This window comes from Ferruginivarius sediminum (genome assembly GCF_003344765.1).
Classification (GTDB): domain Bacteria; phylum Pseudomonadota; class Alphaproteobacteria; order Kiloniellales; family Rhodovibrionaceae; genus Ferruginivarius; species Ferruginivarius sediminum.
Genome location: NZ_QPMH01000011.1, coordinates 1 through 14,809 on the forward strand (window position 1 = coordinate 1; position 14,809 = coordinate 14,809).

16 protein-coding genes are annotated in these 14,809 nt (G+C 69.3%); 6 read left to right on the forward strand and 10 right to left on the reverse strand.

What is annotated here, in order from left to right:
- Positions 1–107 precede the first annotated feature (107 nt).
- Genes DRB17_RS12245 through gmd form a run of 3 tightly spaced genes read right to left on the reverse strand, consistent with a single transcriptional unit; the run spans position 108 to position 3,353 of the window.
- Positions 108–1,307 (reverse strand): glycosyltransferase family 4 protein, encoded by a 1,200-nt coding sequence (locus tag DRB17_RS12245; protein ID WP_114582504.1) that lies wholly within the window; start codon positions 1,305–1,307, stop codon positions 108–110.
- A 7-nt stretch (positions 1,308–1,314) separates the two neighbouring features.
- Positions 1,315–2,292: a GDP-L-fucose synthase gene (fcl, locus tag DRB17_RS12250; RefSeq protein WP_114582505.1), complete on the reverse strand. Its 978-nt coding sequence runs from the start codon at positions 2,290–2,292 to the stop codon at positions 1,315–1,317.
- Entirely contained in the window at positions 2,289–3,353 is a 1,065-nt protein-coding gene (gene gmd, locus DRB17_RS12255; RefSeq protein ID WP_114582506.1) for a GDP-mannose 4,6-dehydratase, read from the reverse strand. Before gmd ends, fcl begins: the two co-directional genes overlap by 4 nt.
- Positions 3,354–3,530: 177 nt before the next feature.
- Here gmd and DRB17_RS12260 point away from each other — a divergent pair, with 177 nt between their 5' ends.
- Together DRB17_RS12260 and DRB17_RS12265 are read left to right on the forward strand one after the other, a co-directional pair.
- Positions 3,531–4,277 (forward strand): AzlC family ABC transporter permease, encoded by a 747-nt coding sequence (locus DRB17_RS12260; protein WP_114582507.1) that lies wholly within the window; start codon positions 3,531–3,533, stop codon positions 4,275–4,277.
- Positions 4,270–4,635: an AzlD domain-containing protein gene (locus tag DRB17_RS12265; protein ID WP_114582596.1), complete on the forward strand. Its 366-nt coding sequence runs from the start codon at positions 4,270–4,272 to the stop codon at positions 4,633–4,635. The genes DRB17_RS12260 and DRB17_RS12265 overlap by 8 nt, the downstream gene beginning before the upstream one ends.
- A gap of 58 nt (positions 4,636–4,693) precedes the next feature.
- On the opposite strand, the gene DRB17_RS12270 is transcribed toward DRB17_RS12265, so the two are convergent.
- Genes DRB17_RS12270 through DRB17_RS12280 form a run of 3 tightly spaced genes read right to left on the reverse strand, consistent with a single transcriptional unit; the run spans position 4,694 to position 8,138 of the window.
- Positions 4,694–5,746: a patatin-like phospholipase family protein gene (locus DRB17_RS12270; protein WP_114582597.1), complete on the reverse strand. Its 1,053-nt coding sequence runs from the start codon at positions 5,744–5,746 to the stop codon at positions 4,694–4,696.
- Positions 5,746–7,092 carry a dihydroorotase gene (locus DRB17_RS12275; protein WP_114582508.1) on the reverse strand — a complete coding sequence of 449 codons (1,347 nt, stop codon included), beginning with the start codon at positions 7,090–7,092 and terminating at the stop codon, positions 5,746–5,748. Before DRB17_RS12275 ends, DRB17_RS12270 begins: the two co-directional genes overlap by 1 nt.
- Complete coding sequence (locus tag DRB17_RS12280; RefSeq protein WP_114582509.1) at positions 7,089–8,138, reverse strand: glycosyltransferase; 1,050 nt, start codon at positions 8,136–8,138, stop codon at positions 7,089–7,091. The genes DRB17_RS12275 and DRB17_RS12280 overlap by 4 nt, the downstream gene beginning before the upstream one ends.
- A 96-nt stretch (positions 8,139–8,234) precedes the next feature.
- Between DRB17_RS12280 and DRB17_RS12285 the strand changes: the two genes are divergently transcribed.
- Positions 8,235–9,167 (forward strand): glycosyltransferase family 9 protein, encoded by a 933-nt coding sequence (locus tag DRB17_RS12285; protein ID WP_114582510.1) that lies wholly within the window; start codon positions 8,235–8,237, stop codon positions 9,165–9,167.
- On the opposite strand, the gene DRB17_RS12290 is transcribed toward DRB17_RS12285, so the two are convergent.
- Complete coding sequence (locus DRB17_RS12290; RefSeq protein ID WP_114582511.1) at positions 9,164–10,117, reverse strand: glycosyltransferase family 9 protein; 954 nt, start codon at positions 10,115–10,117, stop codon at positions 9,164–9,166. The two genes, DRB17_RS12285 and DRB17_RS12290, sit on opposite strands and share 4 nt — an antisense overlap.
- A 131-nt stretch (positions 10,118–10,248) precedes the next feature.
- Here DRB17_RS12290 and ygfZ point away from each other — a divergent pair, with 131 nt between their 5' ends.
- Both ygfZ and DRB17_RS12300 read left to right on the forward strand, forming a co-directional pair.
- Positions 10,249–11,145: a CAF17-like 4Fe-4S cluster assembly/insertion protein YgfZ gene (ygfZ, locus tag DRB17_RS12295; RefSeq protein ID WP_114582512.1), complete on the forward strand. Its 897-nt coding sequence runs from the start codon at positions 10,249–10,251 to the stop codon at positions 11,143–11,145.
- 7 nt (positions 11,146–11,152) lie between these two features.
- A complete protein-coding gene (locus DRB17_RS12300) occupies positions 11,153–11,500 on the forward strand; it encodes a hypothetical protein (RefSeq protein ID WP_114582513.1) in 348 nt (115 codons plus the stop codon).
- A gap of 39 nt (positions 11,501–11,539) precedes the next feature.
- Here the strand turns inward: DRB17_RS12300 and DRB17_RS12305 are convergent, their stop codons facing one another.
- The 3 genes from DRB17_RS12305 to DRB17_RS12315 all read right to left on the reverse strand — a co-directional run bounded on the left by DRB17_RS12305 (position 11,540) and on the right by DRB17_RS12315 (position 13,202).
- Positions 11,540–12,022: a MaoC family dehydratase gene (locus DRB17_RS12305; protein ID WP_114582514.1), complete on the reverse strand. Its 483-nt coding sequence runs from the start codon at positions 12,020–12,022 to the stop codon at positions 11,540–11,542.
- Between the two features lie 77 nt (positions 12,023–12,099).
- Entirely contained in the window at positions 12,100–12,333 is a 234-nt protein-coding gene (locus DRB17_RS12310) for a DUF1127 domain-containing protein (protein ID WP_161958801.1), read from the reverse strand.
- A gap of 77 nt (positions 12,334–12,410) precedes the next feature.
- Complete coding sequence (locus DRB17_RS12315) at positions 12,411–13,202, reverse strand: PhzF family phenazine biosynthesis protein (RefSeq protein WP_114582516.1); 792 nt, start codon at positions 13,200–13,202, stop codon at positions 12,411–12,413.
- A gap of 128 nt (positions 13,203–13,330) precedes the next feature.
- Between DRB17_RS12315 and DRB17_RS12320 the strand changes: the two genes are divergently transcribed.
- A complete protein-coding gene (locus tag DRB17_RS12320) occupies positions 13,331–14,788 on the forward strand; it encodes an aminotransferase-like domain-containing protein (RefSeq protein WP_114582517.1) in 1,458 nt (485 codons plus the stop codon).
- The last annotated feature ends 21 nt before the right edge of the window (positions 14,789–14,809 follow it).

Genomic DNA, 14,809 nt, shown 5'->3' on the forward strand with positions numbered 1-14,809 from the left:
TCCATGGTCCGTCTCCACTGTGCTTGTGGCTCGGCACCCGCCGGTGCAACCCACGTATCTCAGCACACCTGGAGGCGGGCCACCCGCCCCCGTGACGGACATGTCGTCTAGGTCCCGTTCCCTTCGCCTTGCAGCACCGCCAGCATACGCTGACCGATACGGTCGATGTCGAAGGCGGCTTCGGCATAAGCGCGTCCGGCCCTGCCAAGACGCTGGCGCAGGTCATCGTCGGACCGTAGCCGCCGGGCGGCGGCGGCGAAACCGGCCTCGTCCTCCGGCGGAACCACAAGTCCTGCACCCGCCCCTTCGACCGTCCGCGCGGCCAGGTTGGAGGTCGGCACGGCGCCGAGGATGGGCCGGCCGCTGCACAGGTAGGTCAGTACCTTCGAAGGTACCGACAGCACCCCGGCATAAGGCTCCAGGATCGCCACCAGCACGTCGCCGGCGCCGATGACCTCCGGCACGCGGGCCGCCGGCTGGTAGTCCAGCAGGACAAGGTTCCGCAGTCCCTCGGATGCTTTCGCCCGCTCCAGCCAATCGCGGCCCAGGCCCTGCGTGACGACGACCACCGCCACCTCCGGGTCGTCGCGAAAGGCGCGGGCCAGCGCCGCCAGCAGCGCCGGATTGTGCTTCAGGCCCAGCGTGCCGGAATAGAGGAACAGGAAGCGCCCTTCCAGGCCGTGCTCCTCGCGCCATGTTCGCGTCGCCGGCGGCGTCGCCTCGGCCAGCGGGGCCCAGTTCTCGATCACGTGCACGCGCTCCGCCGCCACGCCGCCCCGCGCCAGGATCGGCCGGAAGTCCTCGGTGATGGCGACGACGCCGTCGCTGTCGCGAAGCGCGGCCATCTCCATGCGGCGCAGCACGCCGACGGCGGGCCGGCCCAGGCGTGGCAGGCGGCTCGCCAACGCCCTCTCCAGCGCGAAGTAATAGATGTCGTGCAGCCAATAGACGAAGCGCGCGCCGGCTCGATGCGCCGCGCGCAGCAGGGCGCGCTGCACCCCCGGACTACAGTTGCCGGAGATCACGGCATCCGGCGCGAAGGCGTCGAGCCGCCGGGCCAGCAGCCGGCCATAGCCTCGCTCCTGCAACAGGCGGCGCGGCAGGTCGTACTTGCTGAGTGCCGCTCCCAGGTTGACGGCCTCGATGGTCAGGGTCGGCGGGTCGTCGGGCCGGGCGTCGGTGCGCCCGCGCGGCGCCTCGATGGAGGTGGAGAACAAGTGCAGCACCTCATGCCCCTGCGCGGCCAACCAGCGGCTGAGCTGAAAGGGAAAGGCATAGCCCGGAAAGTCGTGCACCAGGATGCGCATCGGCGGCTCAAGCTCCGGTGCGGGCCCGGTCGCGGTTCCGCAGGAACCAGTCGCGCGTCGCCCGCAGGCCGTCCTCAAGCGTCGTCCTCGGTCGCCAGCCAAGCGCCGTTTGCCGCGAGACGTCCAGCAGCTTGCGCGGCGTGCCGTCCGGCATCGAGGTGTCGAACGCGATCTCGCCCTCGAAGCCGACGACCTTCGCGATCAGCCGGGCCAGTTCGGCAATCGTCAGGTCCTCGCCCGTGCCGACGTTCAGGTGCATCTCCCCCGAGTAATATTTCAGCATGTGCACCAGGGCGTCGGCGCAGTCCTCGACGTAGAGGAACTCGCGGCGCGGCCGGCCGGTGCCCCAGACGGTGACCCGCGATTCGCCCTGTTCCGCCGCCTCCAGCATCCGGCGCATCAGGGCGGGAACGACGTGGCTTTCGCGCGGGTCGAAGTTGTCGCCGGGGCCGTAAAGGTTCGTCGGCATCGCGGAAATGAAGTCGCGGCCGTGCTGCCGGCGATAGGCCTGGCACAGCTTGATGCCGGCGATCTTGGCGATGGCGTACCACTCGTTCGTCGGCTCCAAGGGCCCCGTCAGCAGCGCTTCCTCGCGGATCGGCTGCGCGGCCTCGCGCGGGTAGATGCACGACGAGCCGAGCAGCAGCAGCTTCTCCACGCCGACGCGGGCCGCGGCCTCGATGACGTTCGCCTCGATCGCCAGGTTATCGTGGAGGAAGTCCGCCGGACGCGACTGGTTCGCCAGAATGCCGCCCACGGTTGCAGCGGCCAGGACAATTGCATGCGGACGCGCCTCGGCCATCCAGTCCTCCGCCTCGCGCTGGCGGCGCAGGTCCAGCCTTTCGCGCCCGGCCGTCACGACCTCGCACGGTTCGCTCGCCAGCCGGCGCGCGACGGCGGCGCCCACCATGCCACGATGGCCGGCCACCCAGAGGCGCTTGCCGGTCAGGTCATAGGGCGGGTCCAGGGGTGCGACGTCGCTCATCCCGCCTCGCGCCGTCCGGCGTTGTGTTCCAGGGCAATCCGCTGCCGGTCGGCTTGCACCATCTCCTGCACCAGTTGCCGGAAGCCGACCTTCGGCTGCCAGCCCAGCGTCGCCCGCGCCTTACTCGCGTCGCCCTGGAGGAACGGCACCTCCGTCGGCCGGAAATAGCGCGGATCGACCTCCACCAGCACGCGTCCGGTGGCGGCGTCGATGCCCGTCTCGTCCACGCCGCTGCCGCGCCATTCGATACCGATACCGACGTGGGCGAAGGCCGCTTCGACGAACTCGCGCACCGAATGCGCCTCGCCGGTAGCAAGGACATAGTCGTCGGGCGTCTCCTGCTGGACGATGCGCCACATTCCTTCGACATAGTCGCGGGCATGGCCCCAGTCGCGCATTGCATCCATGTTGCCCAGGTACAGCCGCTCCTGCAGGCCGGCCTCGATGGCCGCGACCGCGCGGGTGATCTTGCGCGTGACGAAGGTCTCGCCGCGCGTCGCGCCCTCGTGGTTGAACAGGATGCCGTTCGAGGCGTGCATGCCATAGGCCTCGCGGTAGTTCACCACGATCCAGTAGGCATAGAGCTTGGCGGCGGCATAGGGGCTGCGCGGACGGAACGGCGTCGCCTCGCTCTGCGGGGCCGGCGCGTCGCCGAACAGCTCGGAGGTGGAGGCCTGGTAGAATCGGGTGCGCTCGCCCATCCCCAGAATACGCAGCGCCTCCAGGATACGCAGTGTGCCCAGACCGTCGGCATTGGCGGTGTATTCCGGCGTCTCGAAGCTGACCTGCACGTGGCTCTGGGCCGCCAGATTGTAGATCTCGTCGGGCTGCACGTCCTGGATGATACGGATCAGGTTGGTCGGGTCCGTCATGTCCCCGTAATGCAGGATGAACCGCCGGTCCGCCTCGTGCGGGTCCTGATAAAGATGCTCGACCCGCCCGGTGTTGAAGGACGACGAGCGGCGCTTTATCCCGTGAACGATGTAGCCCTTGGCCAGCAGGAACTCCGCCAGCAGGCCGCCGTCCTGGCCGGTGGCGCCCGTAATCAACGCCGTTTTCATTTTCCCCTGCCCCCGAGGTTTACGCGATGCCCCCGTTTACAAATCAAGGTTAACCTGGGCGAAATCGGGTCGCTACGCAACTCGAACCCGGAGCCGCGCGCGCCGGGAAGCCATGTTCCGCGGCACCGGGCCGGCGGCGGGTTCCATCGTCCGCGTGGCGCGATATAGTCGTCGCCCATGAATCGGGCTTCCAGCAACACCACCATAAGCGGGAATCGACGCCAGCGCCCTGTCTTCAAGGGCATCCGGGAGGCGGTCGGCGTGCCCGCCATCGTCATGTGCGCCAGCTTCGTCGGCTTCGGCGCGCTGGTGCGTCATGCCGGGCTGTCGGTGTGGCACGGCATGCTCTCGACCGCGACCGGCTGGGGCCTGCCGGGGCAGATCGCACTGGTGGAGATGTACGCGGCGGGCGCCTCGCTGTTCGCCATCTCGCTTGCCGTGGCGATGGCGCAGGCGCGGCTGCTGCCCATGACGATCACGCTGATGCCGGTGCTGAACACGGGGAAAACGCCACGCTGGCAGCCCTTCGCGGCGGCGCACCTGGTCGCGGTCACCGGCTGGGCCGTGGCGATGCGCGAGTGCCCGGATATGCCGGGCGAGTCGCGGATGCCCTACTACTTCGCCTTCGCCGGGACGCTTTGGGTGCTCACCATCGTCGCGACGGCGGCGGGTTACGCGCTGGCCGGGGCCGTGCCGGCGATGGTCAACCTGGGTCTCGTGTTCCTGAACCCGCTCTATTTCATGCTGCTCTTCGTCGGCGACGTGCGGCGCAGGGCGCGGGCGCTTTCCCTCGGCTTCGGCGCGGTCTGCGGGCCACTCATGCACCTGGCCTCGCCCGATTGGGGTCTGCTGGCGACGGGACTTATCGCCGGCACCGCCGTCTACGTGGCCGACCGTCAGCTTGGTGCGCGCCGCCGTGCCTGAAGCGCTACAGGAATCGTCCGTATACTGGCCGCTGATCCTGCTGGCCGCCGGTGCTGTCGTCACCTACGCATGGCGCGCGCTCGGGGTGCTGCTTTCCGGGCGCATCGACCCCGACGGCGCCGTTTTCGCGTGGGTGGCCTGCGTCGCCTTCGCGCTGCTGGCCGGGCTGGTCGCGCGGATGATCGTCCTGCCGATGGGCATCGTCGCCGAGACCGCGCTGCTGGACCGTCTGCTCGCCGCCGGCGCGGCGCTGGCGGCATTCTTCCTGCTCAGCCGCCGCAACATGCTGATCGGCGTCGCCGCCGGCTCGGGCACGCTGATCCTGCTGACCTGGGCGCGGACGGAACTTGGACTTTAGACTTCGCGGCTGGGCCGGCCGTTGAGGTCGCAAGGGCGCTGCGCGGCCCAGCGGCGGCCTAGAGGTATTCGCCCTCGATATCGATGGTGGAGCGCTGGCCCAGGGCGTCGAAGTTCTCTTGCAGCCATGCCTCGCCCTGCCGGTTGCCGAGTTCGCGCAGGTGGCAGAGGAAGTCCCACTCCGCGTTCATCTTGGACGAGGCGTTGTAGCGGGTCATTTCCTCCGGCACGTCCACGCGGTGCATCAGCACCCGTTTGTAGCGCTTGGGATCGATCTCGTGTTCTTCCAGCAGGCGGGAGACGAAGGCGATGGCGCGCATCTCCCGCATCAGGGTGGCATTGAAGGTGACTTCATTGAGCCGGTCCACGATCTCGGGCGTCGTGGTGGGCGTCTCGCTGCGCTCGATCGGATTCACCTGCACGATGACGACATCGGGAGAGGCGCAGTTGTAGATCAGGGGGTACAGCGCCGGGTTGCCCATGTAGCCGCCGTCCCAATACGGCTCGCCGTCGATCTCCACCGCCTGGAACACCTGCGGCAGGCAGGCCGAGGCCATGACCGCCTTCGCGGTAATCTCCTCGCGCCCGAATACCCGGATCTTGCCGGTGCGCACCGAGGTGGCGGAGACATAGAGCTGCACCTGGTCGCAGCGGCGCACGAGGTCGAAATCGACCGCGCTTTCCAGGACGTCCAGGACCGGGTTCAGGTTCGCCGGATTGAACTGGTAGGGGGAGAGATAGCGGCTGATCGCGTCAAATATCATGTAGCTGGGCGTGTAATCCAGGTTCCACGCCTGCCCCGCCATATCGAACGGCGTTCGCACGAAGGGGGCGAAGCGGCCAATCCTCGACACCGCGCCCCAGAAGTGCTCCAGCGCCCGGATCGCGCCTTGCCGGCCGCCCTGCATCAAGCCCTCGGCCACGACGGTGCCGTTCATCGCGCCCGCCGAGGTGCCGCTGATGCCCTCGATCTCCAGCCGCTCGTCGGCGAGCAGACGTTCCAGCACACCCCAGGTGAAGGCGCCATGCGCACCGCCGCCCTGCAGGGCCAGGGTGACGGCCTTGCGCTTCGGCTTGGCGCTGCTGCCGACGCTGTCGTCCGGCTCAGCCATCACGCCGCCTCGGGCGGCAGGCATTCCAGGAAGCGCACCGGCTCACCGGCGGGTTTGCCTTGCAACTCGCCGTCGCGCGCCACCGGCTGGCCGCGCAGCACCGTCGCCACCGGCCAGCCCGTCACCTGCATGCCGGCGAAGGGCGACCAGCCGCTTTTCGAGGCCAGCCAGTCCAGCGTGATCTCGCGACGCGCCTTCAGGTCCACGAGCGTCAGATCCGCGTCGAAGCCGACCGCGACGCGGCCCTTGCGGGCGACGTTATAGACCCGCGCCGGGCCGTGCGCCGTCAGCTCCACCAGCCGCTGCAGGCTCAGCCGCCCTTCGGCGACGTGGTTCAGCATGATCGGCAGCAGCGTCTGAACGCCGGGAATGCCGGAGGGCGAGGTCGGGTAGGCGCGCTCCTTCTCCTCCGCGCTGTGCGGCGCGTGGTCGGAGCCGATGACGTCCACGATCCCCTGCGAAAGCGCGCGCCACAGGCCCTCGCGGTGCCGGGCGTCGCGGATCGGCGGGTTCATCTGCGCGTGCGTGCCGAAGCGCTCGTAGCACTCCGGCGCGGCCAGGGTGAGGTGCTGCGGCGTCACCTCGACGGTGGCGACGTCCTTGTAGGCGGCCAGCACCTCCATCTCCTCGGCGGTGGAGACGTGCAGCACCTGCACGCGCCCGCCATACCGCCGACAGAGTTGCACGATCCGCGTGGTCGCCAGCACCGCCGCCTCGACGTCGCGCCAGTTCGGATGGTCGCGCACGTCGCCGCTGTCGCGTGCGATGCCAAGGCGCTCGCGCAGCCGGGCCTCGTCCTCGGCATGCACGGCGAAGCGGCGGCGAACGCTGCTCGCGACAATGGCCAGGGTCTCCTCGTCCTCGACCAGCAGCGTGCCGGTGGACGAGCCCATGAACACCTTGATACCGGCGCAGCCGGGCAGGCGCTCCATCTCCGCAAGCTCGTCGGCGTTGTCCGGGCTGCCGCCGACGAAGAAGGCGTGGTCGCACCAGGCACGGCCGCGCGCGCGATCCAGCTTGTCCCGAAGCGCCTCGGGCGTCACCGTCGGCGGCTTGGTGTTCGGCATCTCGAAGATGCTGGTGACGCCGCCCAGGATGGCCGCGCGGGTGCCGCTCTCCAGGTCTTCCTTGTGGTCCAGACCCGGCTCGCGGAAATGTACCTGGCTGTCGATCACGCCCGGCAGGACGTGCAGCCCGGCCGCGTCCACCGTCTCGCCGGCAGAGGCGCCGCCCAGGTCGCCCAGGGCGGCGATCAGGTCGTCGCGCACGCCAAGATCGCAGGTCTCCGCGCCCCACGGAGTGACGACGGTGCCGCCCCTGATGAGCAGGTCATAAGTGTCGGTCATGCGCTCTCCTTCCAGCGTTCGCGTTCGGCCAGCAACCGCTCGAACATCTCGCGATAGCGCCGCACACAGGCCTCCTCGGTGAACTCGGCCCGGTAACGTTGGCGGCCGGCTTCCACCAACCGCGCGGCCAGTCCCGGCTCTTCCAGCACGCGGCGGATGGCGTCGGCCAGCGCCTCGGCGTCGTCCTTGGGCACCAGCAACGCGTCCTCCTCCGGGCGCACGAGGCCCGCCGGGCCGGCGGCGTCGGCGGCGACCAGCGGCCGCTCGTAGGCCCAGGCCTCCAGGCTGACCGTGCCGAACGGCTCGTAGCGCGAGGGGAAAACCACCACGTCGGCGGCGCGGAACACCGCCCCCTTGTCGGCCCGCCAGCCAAGGAAACGCACACGCTCCGCCACGCCAAGCTCGTGTGCAAGGTTTTCCAGCGCCGCGCGTTCCGGCCCCTCGCCCGCCAGCCAAAGATACACGCCCGGCAGGCTTGTCAGCGCCCGCAGCATCACGTCCAGCCCCTTGGCGGTGTGCAGGCGGCTTGGAACCATCAGCAGCGGCGCGTCCGCCGGCGTGTCGTGCGCGGCGCGCTCGGCCGCCGGGTGCGCGTCGGGCGTGGCGAAGTTCGGCATGTAATGCGCTCGCGCCGCTGGCCAGCCCTGGTCGATAACATGCCGGCGGATGTCCTGCGTGATACACAGCAGATGGTCGCAGCGGCGGTAATACTTGATGTCGTAGTAACCGCCCAGCCGCGCCAGCTTCAGGTGCGGGCCGGCGGGCATCCACGACGCCGCCCGGTTCATGTAGGCCAGCACGATGTCCGGGCGATAGCGCGCGACCTCCCGCTTCAGCGCCCGTCCCGTGCTGAAGTCCAGCCACTGGCCGAAGGGAAGCTGCACCGGCTCCACGCCGCCGTTGCGCAGGGCCTCCGCGCGGGCTGGATTGCCGCGGATGACCGCATGCTGGTCGAAGCCGGCCCTGTGCAGTGCCGTCACCAGCGAGACGAAGAAGGTCTCCGCCCCGCCCTGCGGCGCCCCGGCCAGAAGCTGCATCACACGCATTGGTCCTCTTGCCTCCGCAGCCTTCTTTGCATAGCGGACACGGCCGATCTTGTGTAGGAGGGGACGGCCGCTGTCCATCGTTTGCTTGCAATACTCATGGCCGAACCGCAGCGTATCCTTATCATCAAGCATTCCGCCCTGGGCGATTTCGTCCTGGCGACGGCGGCGTTCCAGGCCATCCGGCGGCATCACCCGGCCGCGCACATCACGCTGCTGACCACCAAGCCCTACCGCGCCATCGCCGAGGCCAGCGGCCTGTTCGACGCCGTCTGGATCGATTCGCGCCCGCCGCTGACGCAGCCGGCAGCGTGGTGGCGACTGGCCCGGCGGCTTCGCGGCGGCGGGTTCCAGCGGGTCTACGACCTGCAACGCTCCAGCCGCACGGGTTGGTACCTGCGGCTGTTCGGCCGGCGCAAGCCGGAATGGGTCGGCCGCGCGCCGGGCGCCAGCCACCGCTACGACGGCGCCGGCGACCGCCGCCACATCGCCGAGCGCGAGGCGGAGCAGCTTGCGCTTGCCGGCATCACCGCCATCGGTCTGCCGGACCTGTCGTTCCTCACCGCCGACACCGCCCGCTTCCAGCTGCCGCCGCGCTTCGCGCTGCTGGTGCCCGGCGGGGCGCCGCATCGCCCGGCGAAGCGCTGGCCGGCTGCGCACTTCGCGGCCTTGGGCCAGCATCTGGCGGATCTCGGCATGGTTCCCGTCCTTCTCGGTACGGCCAGCGAAGCATCCGAGATCGCGGAAATCCGGCAAGCCTGCCCGGCGGCGCGCGACCTGCACGGGCAGACGGACTTCGCCGATCTGGCGGAACTGGCGCGCCGGGCCAAGCTGGCGGTCGGCAACGACACCGGGCCGATGCATCTGATCGCCGCCGCCGGCTGTCCGTCGGTGGTTCTCTTTTCCGCCGAGTCCGATCCGGTCAAGGTGGCGCCGCGCGGTCCCTGGGTGCGTACGCTGCAACGCGAGACGCTGACAGAACTACGGGTCGAAGACGTGGTGGCCAGCCTGCCCGAAGCGGCGCCGAGCTAACCGACCCGCGCCCACAAATCACGAGCGGCGGCCTCCACGGCATCGATGCTCAGGCTGTCCATCAGCGTGTCCGTCGTGCGGTGATCGTAGTCCGCGTGGCCGATCAGTTCCGCCATGCTTTCCGGCGTGCGCACATAGGCCGCCTTCGCGCCCCAGGGGCGATAGCGCTGATGCGGGCTGGGGCCGAACAGGCCGAGAGTCGGCGTCCCCGTTGCGGCCGCCAGATGCATTAAGCCGCTGTCGTTGCCCACAAAAAGCGCGCAGCGCGACAGGCACGCCCCCGCCTGCGGCAGGTCCACCTCGCCAACAAGGTCGATGCGGCGCTCAGCCGGCAGCGCCTCCAGCACCGGCTTCGCCTGCTCCCGCTCGTGCGCGGCGGCGAAGACGGCGACCCGCGCGCCCGGCAGCAAGCCGTCCGCCGCCGTCAAGCGCGTCACCAGTTCAGCGAAACGCTCGCCCCGCCATTGCTTGCCGCGCCAGTTCGCCGCTGGCCCGACGGCCAGCACGGGACCGTCGTCCGGGATCAGCTTCGCCGCCATCTCTCGGTCGGCGTCGCCCAGCCACAGGCGCGGCGCCGGCGCCTCCGGCAGGTCGAGAAGCGCGGCCAGTTCCTCCACCCGATGCAGGCTGTCGGACTTGCGCCGGCTGATGACGTGGCGCCGCCCCGCCCATAGGAAATAGGCCGTGCCGGTCGCGCGCAGGTCCACGATCAGGTCCCAGCGGCGCGTGGCCAATCGTCCCCACAGTTCGAACCAGTGCCAGTGCCAGCGCCGCTTGCGCATCGCGATCAGCCGCTCCAGCCCCGGAACACACCGGAACAGCGGCGCCGCGACCGGGCCGGCAACGACGGTGACGCGGGCGTCCGGATGCTGCTTCAGCAGGTGGTCGAGCACGCCCGTGGACAGGATGGCGTCGCCGATGCGGGTGGCCGTGATGAAGAGGATGCGCATGACTCTTTCGGTGACGCGGCAGCTTCGGCGCCGCTTATAGGCGTGGAGGGGATACCTTGCCAACCCGCCCGCGCTTGCCCAAATGCGGAACGGAACTCGAAACCAATGGCGCGGGAGTGGCCGAAGCCCACATGACACAGCCGATTGCCGTACCGCTTGCCCATCGCGGCGTCCTGCGCGTCACCGGCGCGGACGCGCGCAGCTTCCTGCAAGGCATTGTCAGCAATGACGTCATGCAGGTCGGCGCCGAACGCGCCATCTGGTCCGCCTTCCTGACACCGCAGGGCCGCTTTCTGCACGAGTTCTTCCTCGCGGAAGGACCGGACGGCAACCTTTGGCTGGACTGCGAGGCGGAGCGGCGGGAGCATCTGCGCAAGCGGCTGTCGATCTACAAGCTGCGCGCGCAAGCGGATATTCTGGACGCGAACGAGGAGTTGGCAGTCGCGGCGCTGATCGGCGAGCGCGCGCTGGGCCTTTTGGATTTGCCGGCGCTGGAAGGCTATGCAAGGCCATTCGGCGCGGGCGTGGCGTTCACCGATCCGCGCCTGGGCCCGCTTGGCGCGCGGGCCATCCTGCCGCGCGCGTCGATGGAGGAAACGCTGAGCGAGGCCGGATTCGCGCTGGGCGAGGTCGCTGACTACGACAGGCACCGCCTGAGCCTCGGCGTGCCCGAGGGCAGCGGCGACCTGGAAGTCGAGCGCGCAACCCTGATGGAAAGCGGCTTCGACGAGCTGCATGGCGTGTCGTGGGAAAAGGGCTGCTACCTGGGCCAGGAGCTTACCGCACGCATGAAGTACCGCGGGCTCTCGAAGAAGCGCCTTGTCCCGGTCGAGATCGAGGGACCGGCCCCGGAGCCGGGCACCGACATCCGCCGCGACGGCAAGCCGGCCGGGACGCTGCGCTCCGCCGTCGATGGCGTGGGCCTGGCGCTGATCCGCCTGGACCAGCTCGACGGCGCCGAGGCGGGTGCGTTCGAGGCGGGGGAGGCCCGGCTGACCGCGCGCAAACCGGACTGGGCGAACTTCTGAACCCGCCATGCGCGAGGCCGTGCGCAGACTGGTCGCCTTCACCGCCGGCGTGATCGTGGAAGACCACCAGCCTGACGGCGTCTTCGACTTCGCCACCGGCAGCCGGTTTCCGGTGACGGGCGACATCGACGGCGACAGCGTGGACATCGCGGACGAGACAGAGGGTGTGCGGCTTACCGGAACGCTGCCAAACCTGCAAACGGGCGACGGCCAAGCGCTCACTCTCAGGATCGAGGACGACGCGTTCAGTGGCACCGACAGCCTCAGCGGGACGGCATTTCACGGGCGCGTGTCGGGGCGCAATATCGACCTCGCCGACACGGAAACAGGCGACAGCTATACGTTTTGCCTGTAAGTCGGTGACTGGATGCCGGGCCGGCTCGCTTCCAACCGTCTACTCGGCGGCGTCGGACGCGTCCTCGGCCGCCCGGCGCTTGACGATCTGCATCGCGGTGAAGGTCAGCACCGCCTCGTCCTTCTGGTTCTTCACCGTATAGGCCACCCGGATCCGGCCCCGGTCGGGGCGGGATTTCGATGGCTCGGCGTGGACGACCTCCAGCTCCATGTGGAGCGTGTCGTCAGGGTAGACGGGCTTCAGCCAGCGCACCTCGTCCAACCCAGGCGAGCCCATCGAGGCGGCCGTGAAGATATTCTGCTGGATCGCCATGCGAAACGCCGCCGACAGCGTGTGAAACCCGCTGGCGATCAGCCCGCCGTATTGCGAGCGGGCGGCCGCGACCTTGTCGATATGGAACGGCTGCGGGTCGTACTTGAAGGCGAAGTCGATGATCTCGGCCTCGCTGAGCGTCACGCCACGGGTGACGAAGCGGCGGCCAACGTGGAAGTCCTCGAAATACAGCGCGTCACGGTCCGGCATGCGTTCTGGTTCTCCATCGTGCGGGGTCGGCGGTCGGCGCGGGCATTATGCCCGCACCGCCACCACGCGGCCAGACGTCAGGCGCGCCAGAACGGCTTGTCGGCTTCGCGGCGGACGTCTTCCCACGAGAGGCCCATGTCCCGGCGCATTCGCTCGTCCATCGCGGCAAGATGCGCGCGCTCGGCCGCGCGCTGTTGCCAGGTAAGGACCACATGCCAGACCGCGACGGGAATCCGCTTGATCGCCCCACCGACATCGCGCGGCTCGGGGATCGGGATCGTCACATTGACGGTCAAGGCCTTGCGGGACATGGCTGTTTCTCCTTTCATGCTCGCTTGCCGGGCAGCCTAGACCCGGCCTCGCGGGCGCCGCACTCCGAAGCTTGCGCTCAGATCAGCAGGCGCCCTTCCAGATAGAGGGCACAGCGCCCTCCGATCTTCACGCGGTTTTCATCCAGGCGGCAGTGCAACTCGCCGCCGCGCGCGGAAATCTGCCGCGCGGTCATCTCCGCCTTGCCCAGGCGCGCGGCCCAATAGGGAATCAGCGCGCAGTGCGCCGAGCCGGTCACGGGGTCCTCGGGAATCCCCGCCTTCGGCACGAAGCAGCGCGAGACGAAGTCGTGCGCCTCGCCCTCGGCCGTCGCCACCACGGCGCCATCCGGCAGCGCCGCGACCTTTTCCAGGTCCGGGCGCAGATCCGCGACGGCCGTCTGGTCTGCATAGACCGCCAGCGCGAAATCGCCCCCGCGCCAGACATCGGCCGGCGCCGCGCCCAATGCGTCCGCGTAGGACTGCGGTTCCGCCACGCGCCGCGGCGGGGCGGCTGGGAAGTCCAGGACGAAACGTTCTCCCTCCCGCGCCACGGCGAGCGGACCGCTCATCGAGGAGAATCGAATCACCGGCTTGTCGTCGCCGAACTGCTCGGCAAGAACGTAGGCCGTAGCCAGCGTGGCGTGGCCGCACAGGTCCATCTCCACCGTCGGCGTGAACCAGCGCAGGTCGTAATCCGCGTCAGCGTCCCTTGAGGGCACGAAGAAAGCGGTTTCCGCCAGATTGTTCTCCGCCGCGATCGCCTGCATCGTCTGGTCCGGCAGCCACTCGTCCAAGGGGCAAACGCCTGCCGGATTCCCGCTGAACAGCCGCTCGGCGAAGGCATCGACCTGGAAGAAGCGTATTGTCATGACGCGTACCCCATTCACGTCTTTCGCGGATATTATATCGATACAATCCACATCGCTCTTGGATTGTTTCTGGCTTTGTGATACTTTGTCTCCAAGAAGAGGGTCAATAGCTTTTTTGTAGCGATACAATGTGGCAGCCAAACCTGGACAATCGACACGGCGCTCTCTACCGGATGATCGCCGATGCACTGGCCGACGACATCGCCGCAGGTCGCCTTCCGGGCGGAACGCGCCTGCCGACGCACCGTGCGCTGGCCGACCGTATCGGGGTGACGGTGGGGACAATCACCCGCGCCTACGCCGAGGCGGAGCGGCGTGGCCTGGTCGATGCGACCGTCGGCCGGGGGACATTCGTGCGTCAGGGGGCGGTCTTCGACGACGGCGGCGACGGCCGCTTCCCCGCGATGCGGCCCGATACGCCGGTCGGATCGTATCGAGACAATCTGGGGCAGGCCCTGCACCGCACCCTGCCCTCGGCCGAACGCACTAGCGAGGTCGCCGACTTCTCGGCGAACTATCCGGTCAATGCGCCGATCGGGCCCGCGCTGGCGCAGGCCATGCAGCAGCTTGCCGACCCGGCGCGGTGGGCAGAGGTCGGTGGCTATCAGCCGGCGAATGGCCGGGCGGACCATCGCAGGGCGGGCGCGGACTGGCTGGCGCGCACGGGCCTGCACGTCGATCCGGACGAGGTGATCCTGGTTTCCGGCGCCCAGGGCGGGCAAAGCATCACCTTCCAGGCACTCTGCCGGCCCGGCGACGCGGTCATGGTGGAAGAACTGACGTGGCCCGGCATCAAGGCGGTGGCGCAGGCGCAGGGCCTTCGCCTTGTCCCCGTCGCGATGGACGGCGAGGGGCTACGCCCCGACTCGCTGGCCGAGGCCTGCGCGCGCAGCGGCGCCCGCGTCCTTTATTGTATCCCGACACTGCACAATCCGACCAACGTGACGATGAGCGCGGAGCGGCGGCGCGAGATCCTGAAGGTTGCCGCCGCGCACGACATCACCGTCGTGGAAGATGATGTCTACGGCTTCCTGCACGCCGGCCGGCACGAGCCGCTGGCCCAGATGGACCGCGACCGCGTCGTCCACGTCACCAGCGTTTCCAAGTCGGTGGCGCCTGGCCTGCGGACCGGCTTCCTCGTCGCCCCGCGCGGCCAGGTCGGGCGCTTCGCCGGAGCGATCCGGTGCAGCACGCTGATGGCGTCGTCGGTGGCGGCGGAATGCGCGCGCATCCTGATCGGGAATGGCGGCGCCGAGGCCGCGGCGGATGCCCAGACACGGGAGGCCGAGGCAAGGCAGCAGCTTGCCGCGAGGTATCTCGGACACCTGCCGCTCCATGCCGACCCCCGCTCCTTCCATGTCTGGCTGGAACTGCCGGCGCCGTGGCGGACGGCGCAGTTCGCGGCGCAGGCCCTGTCGCGCGGCATCGTGGTGACACCCGGACACGCCTTCGCCATCAACGAAGACCCGGACGCCGTGCGCATCTGCCTCAGCGCCGTGCCGGATCGCGGGCTTCTGGAACGTGGCCTGCGCGACATCGCAGACCTCCTCGCCGTCAGGCCGGAAGCCGCCCTGCCCGTGGTCTAGGCGTGGGGTTGGGCGGCGGGC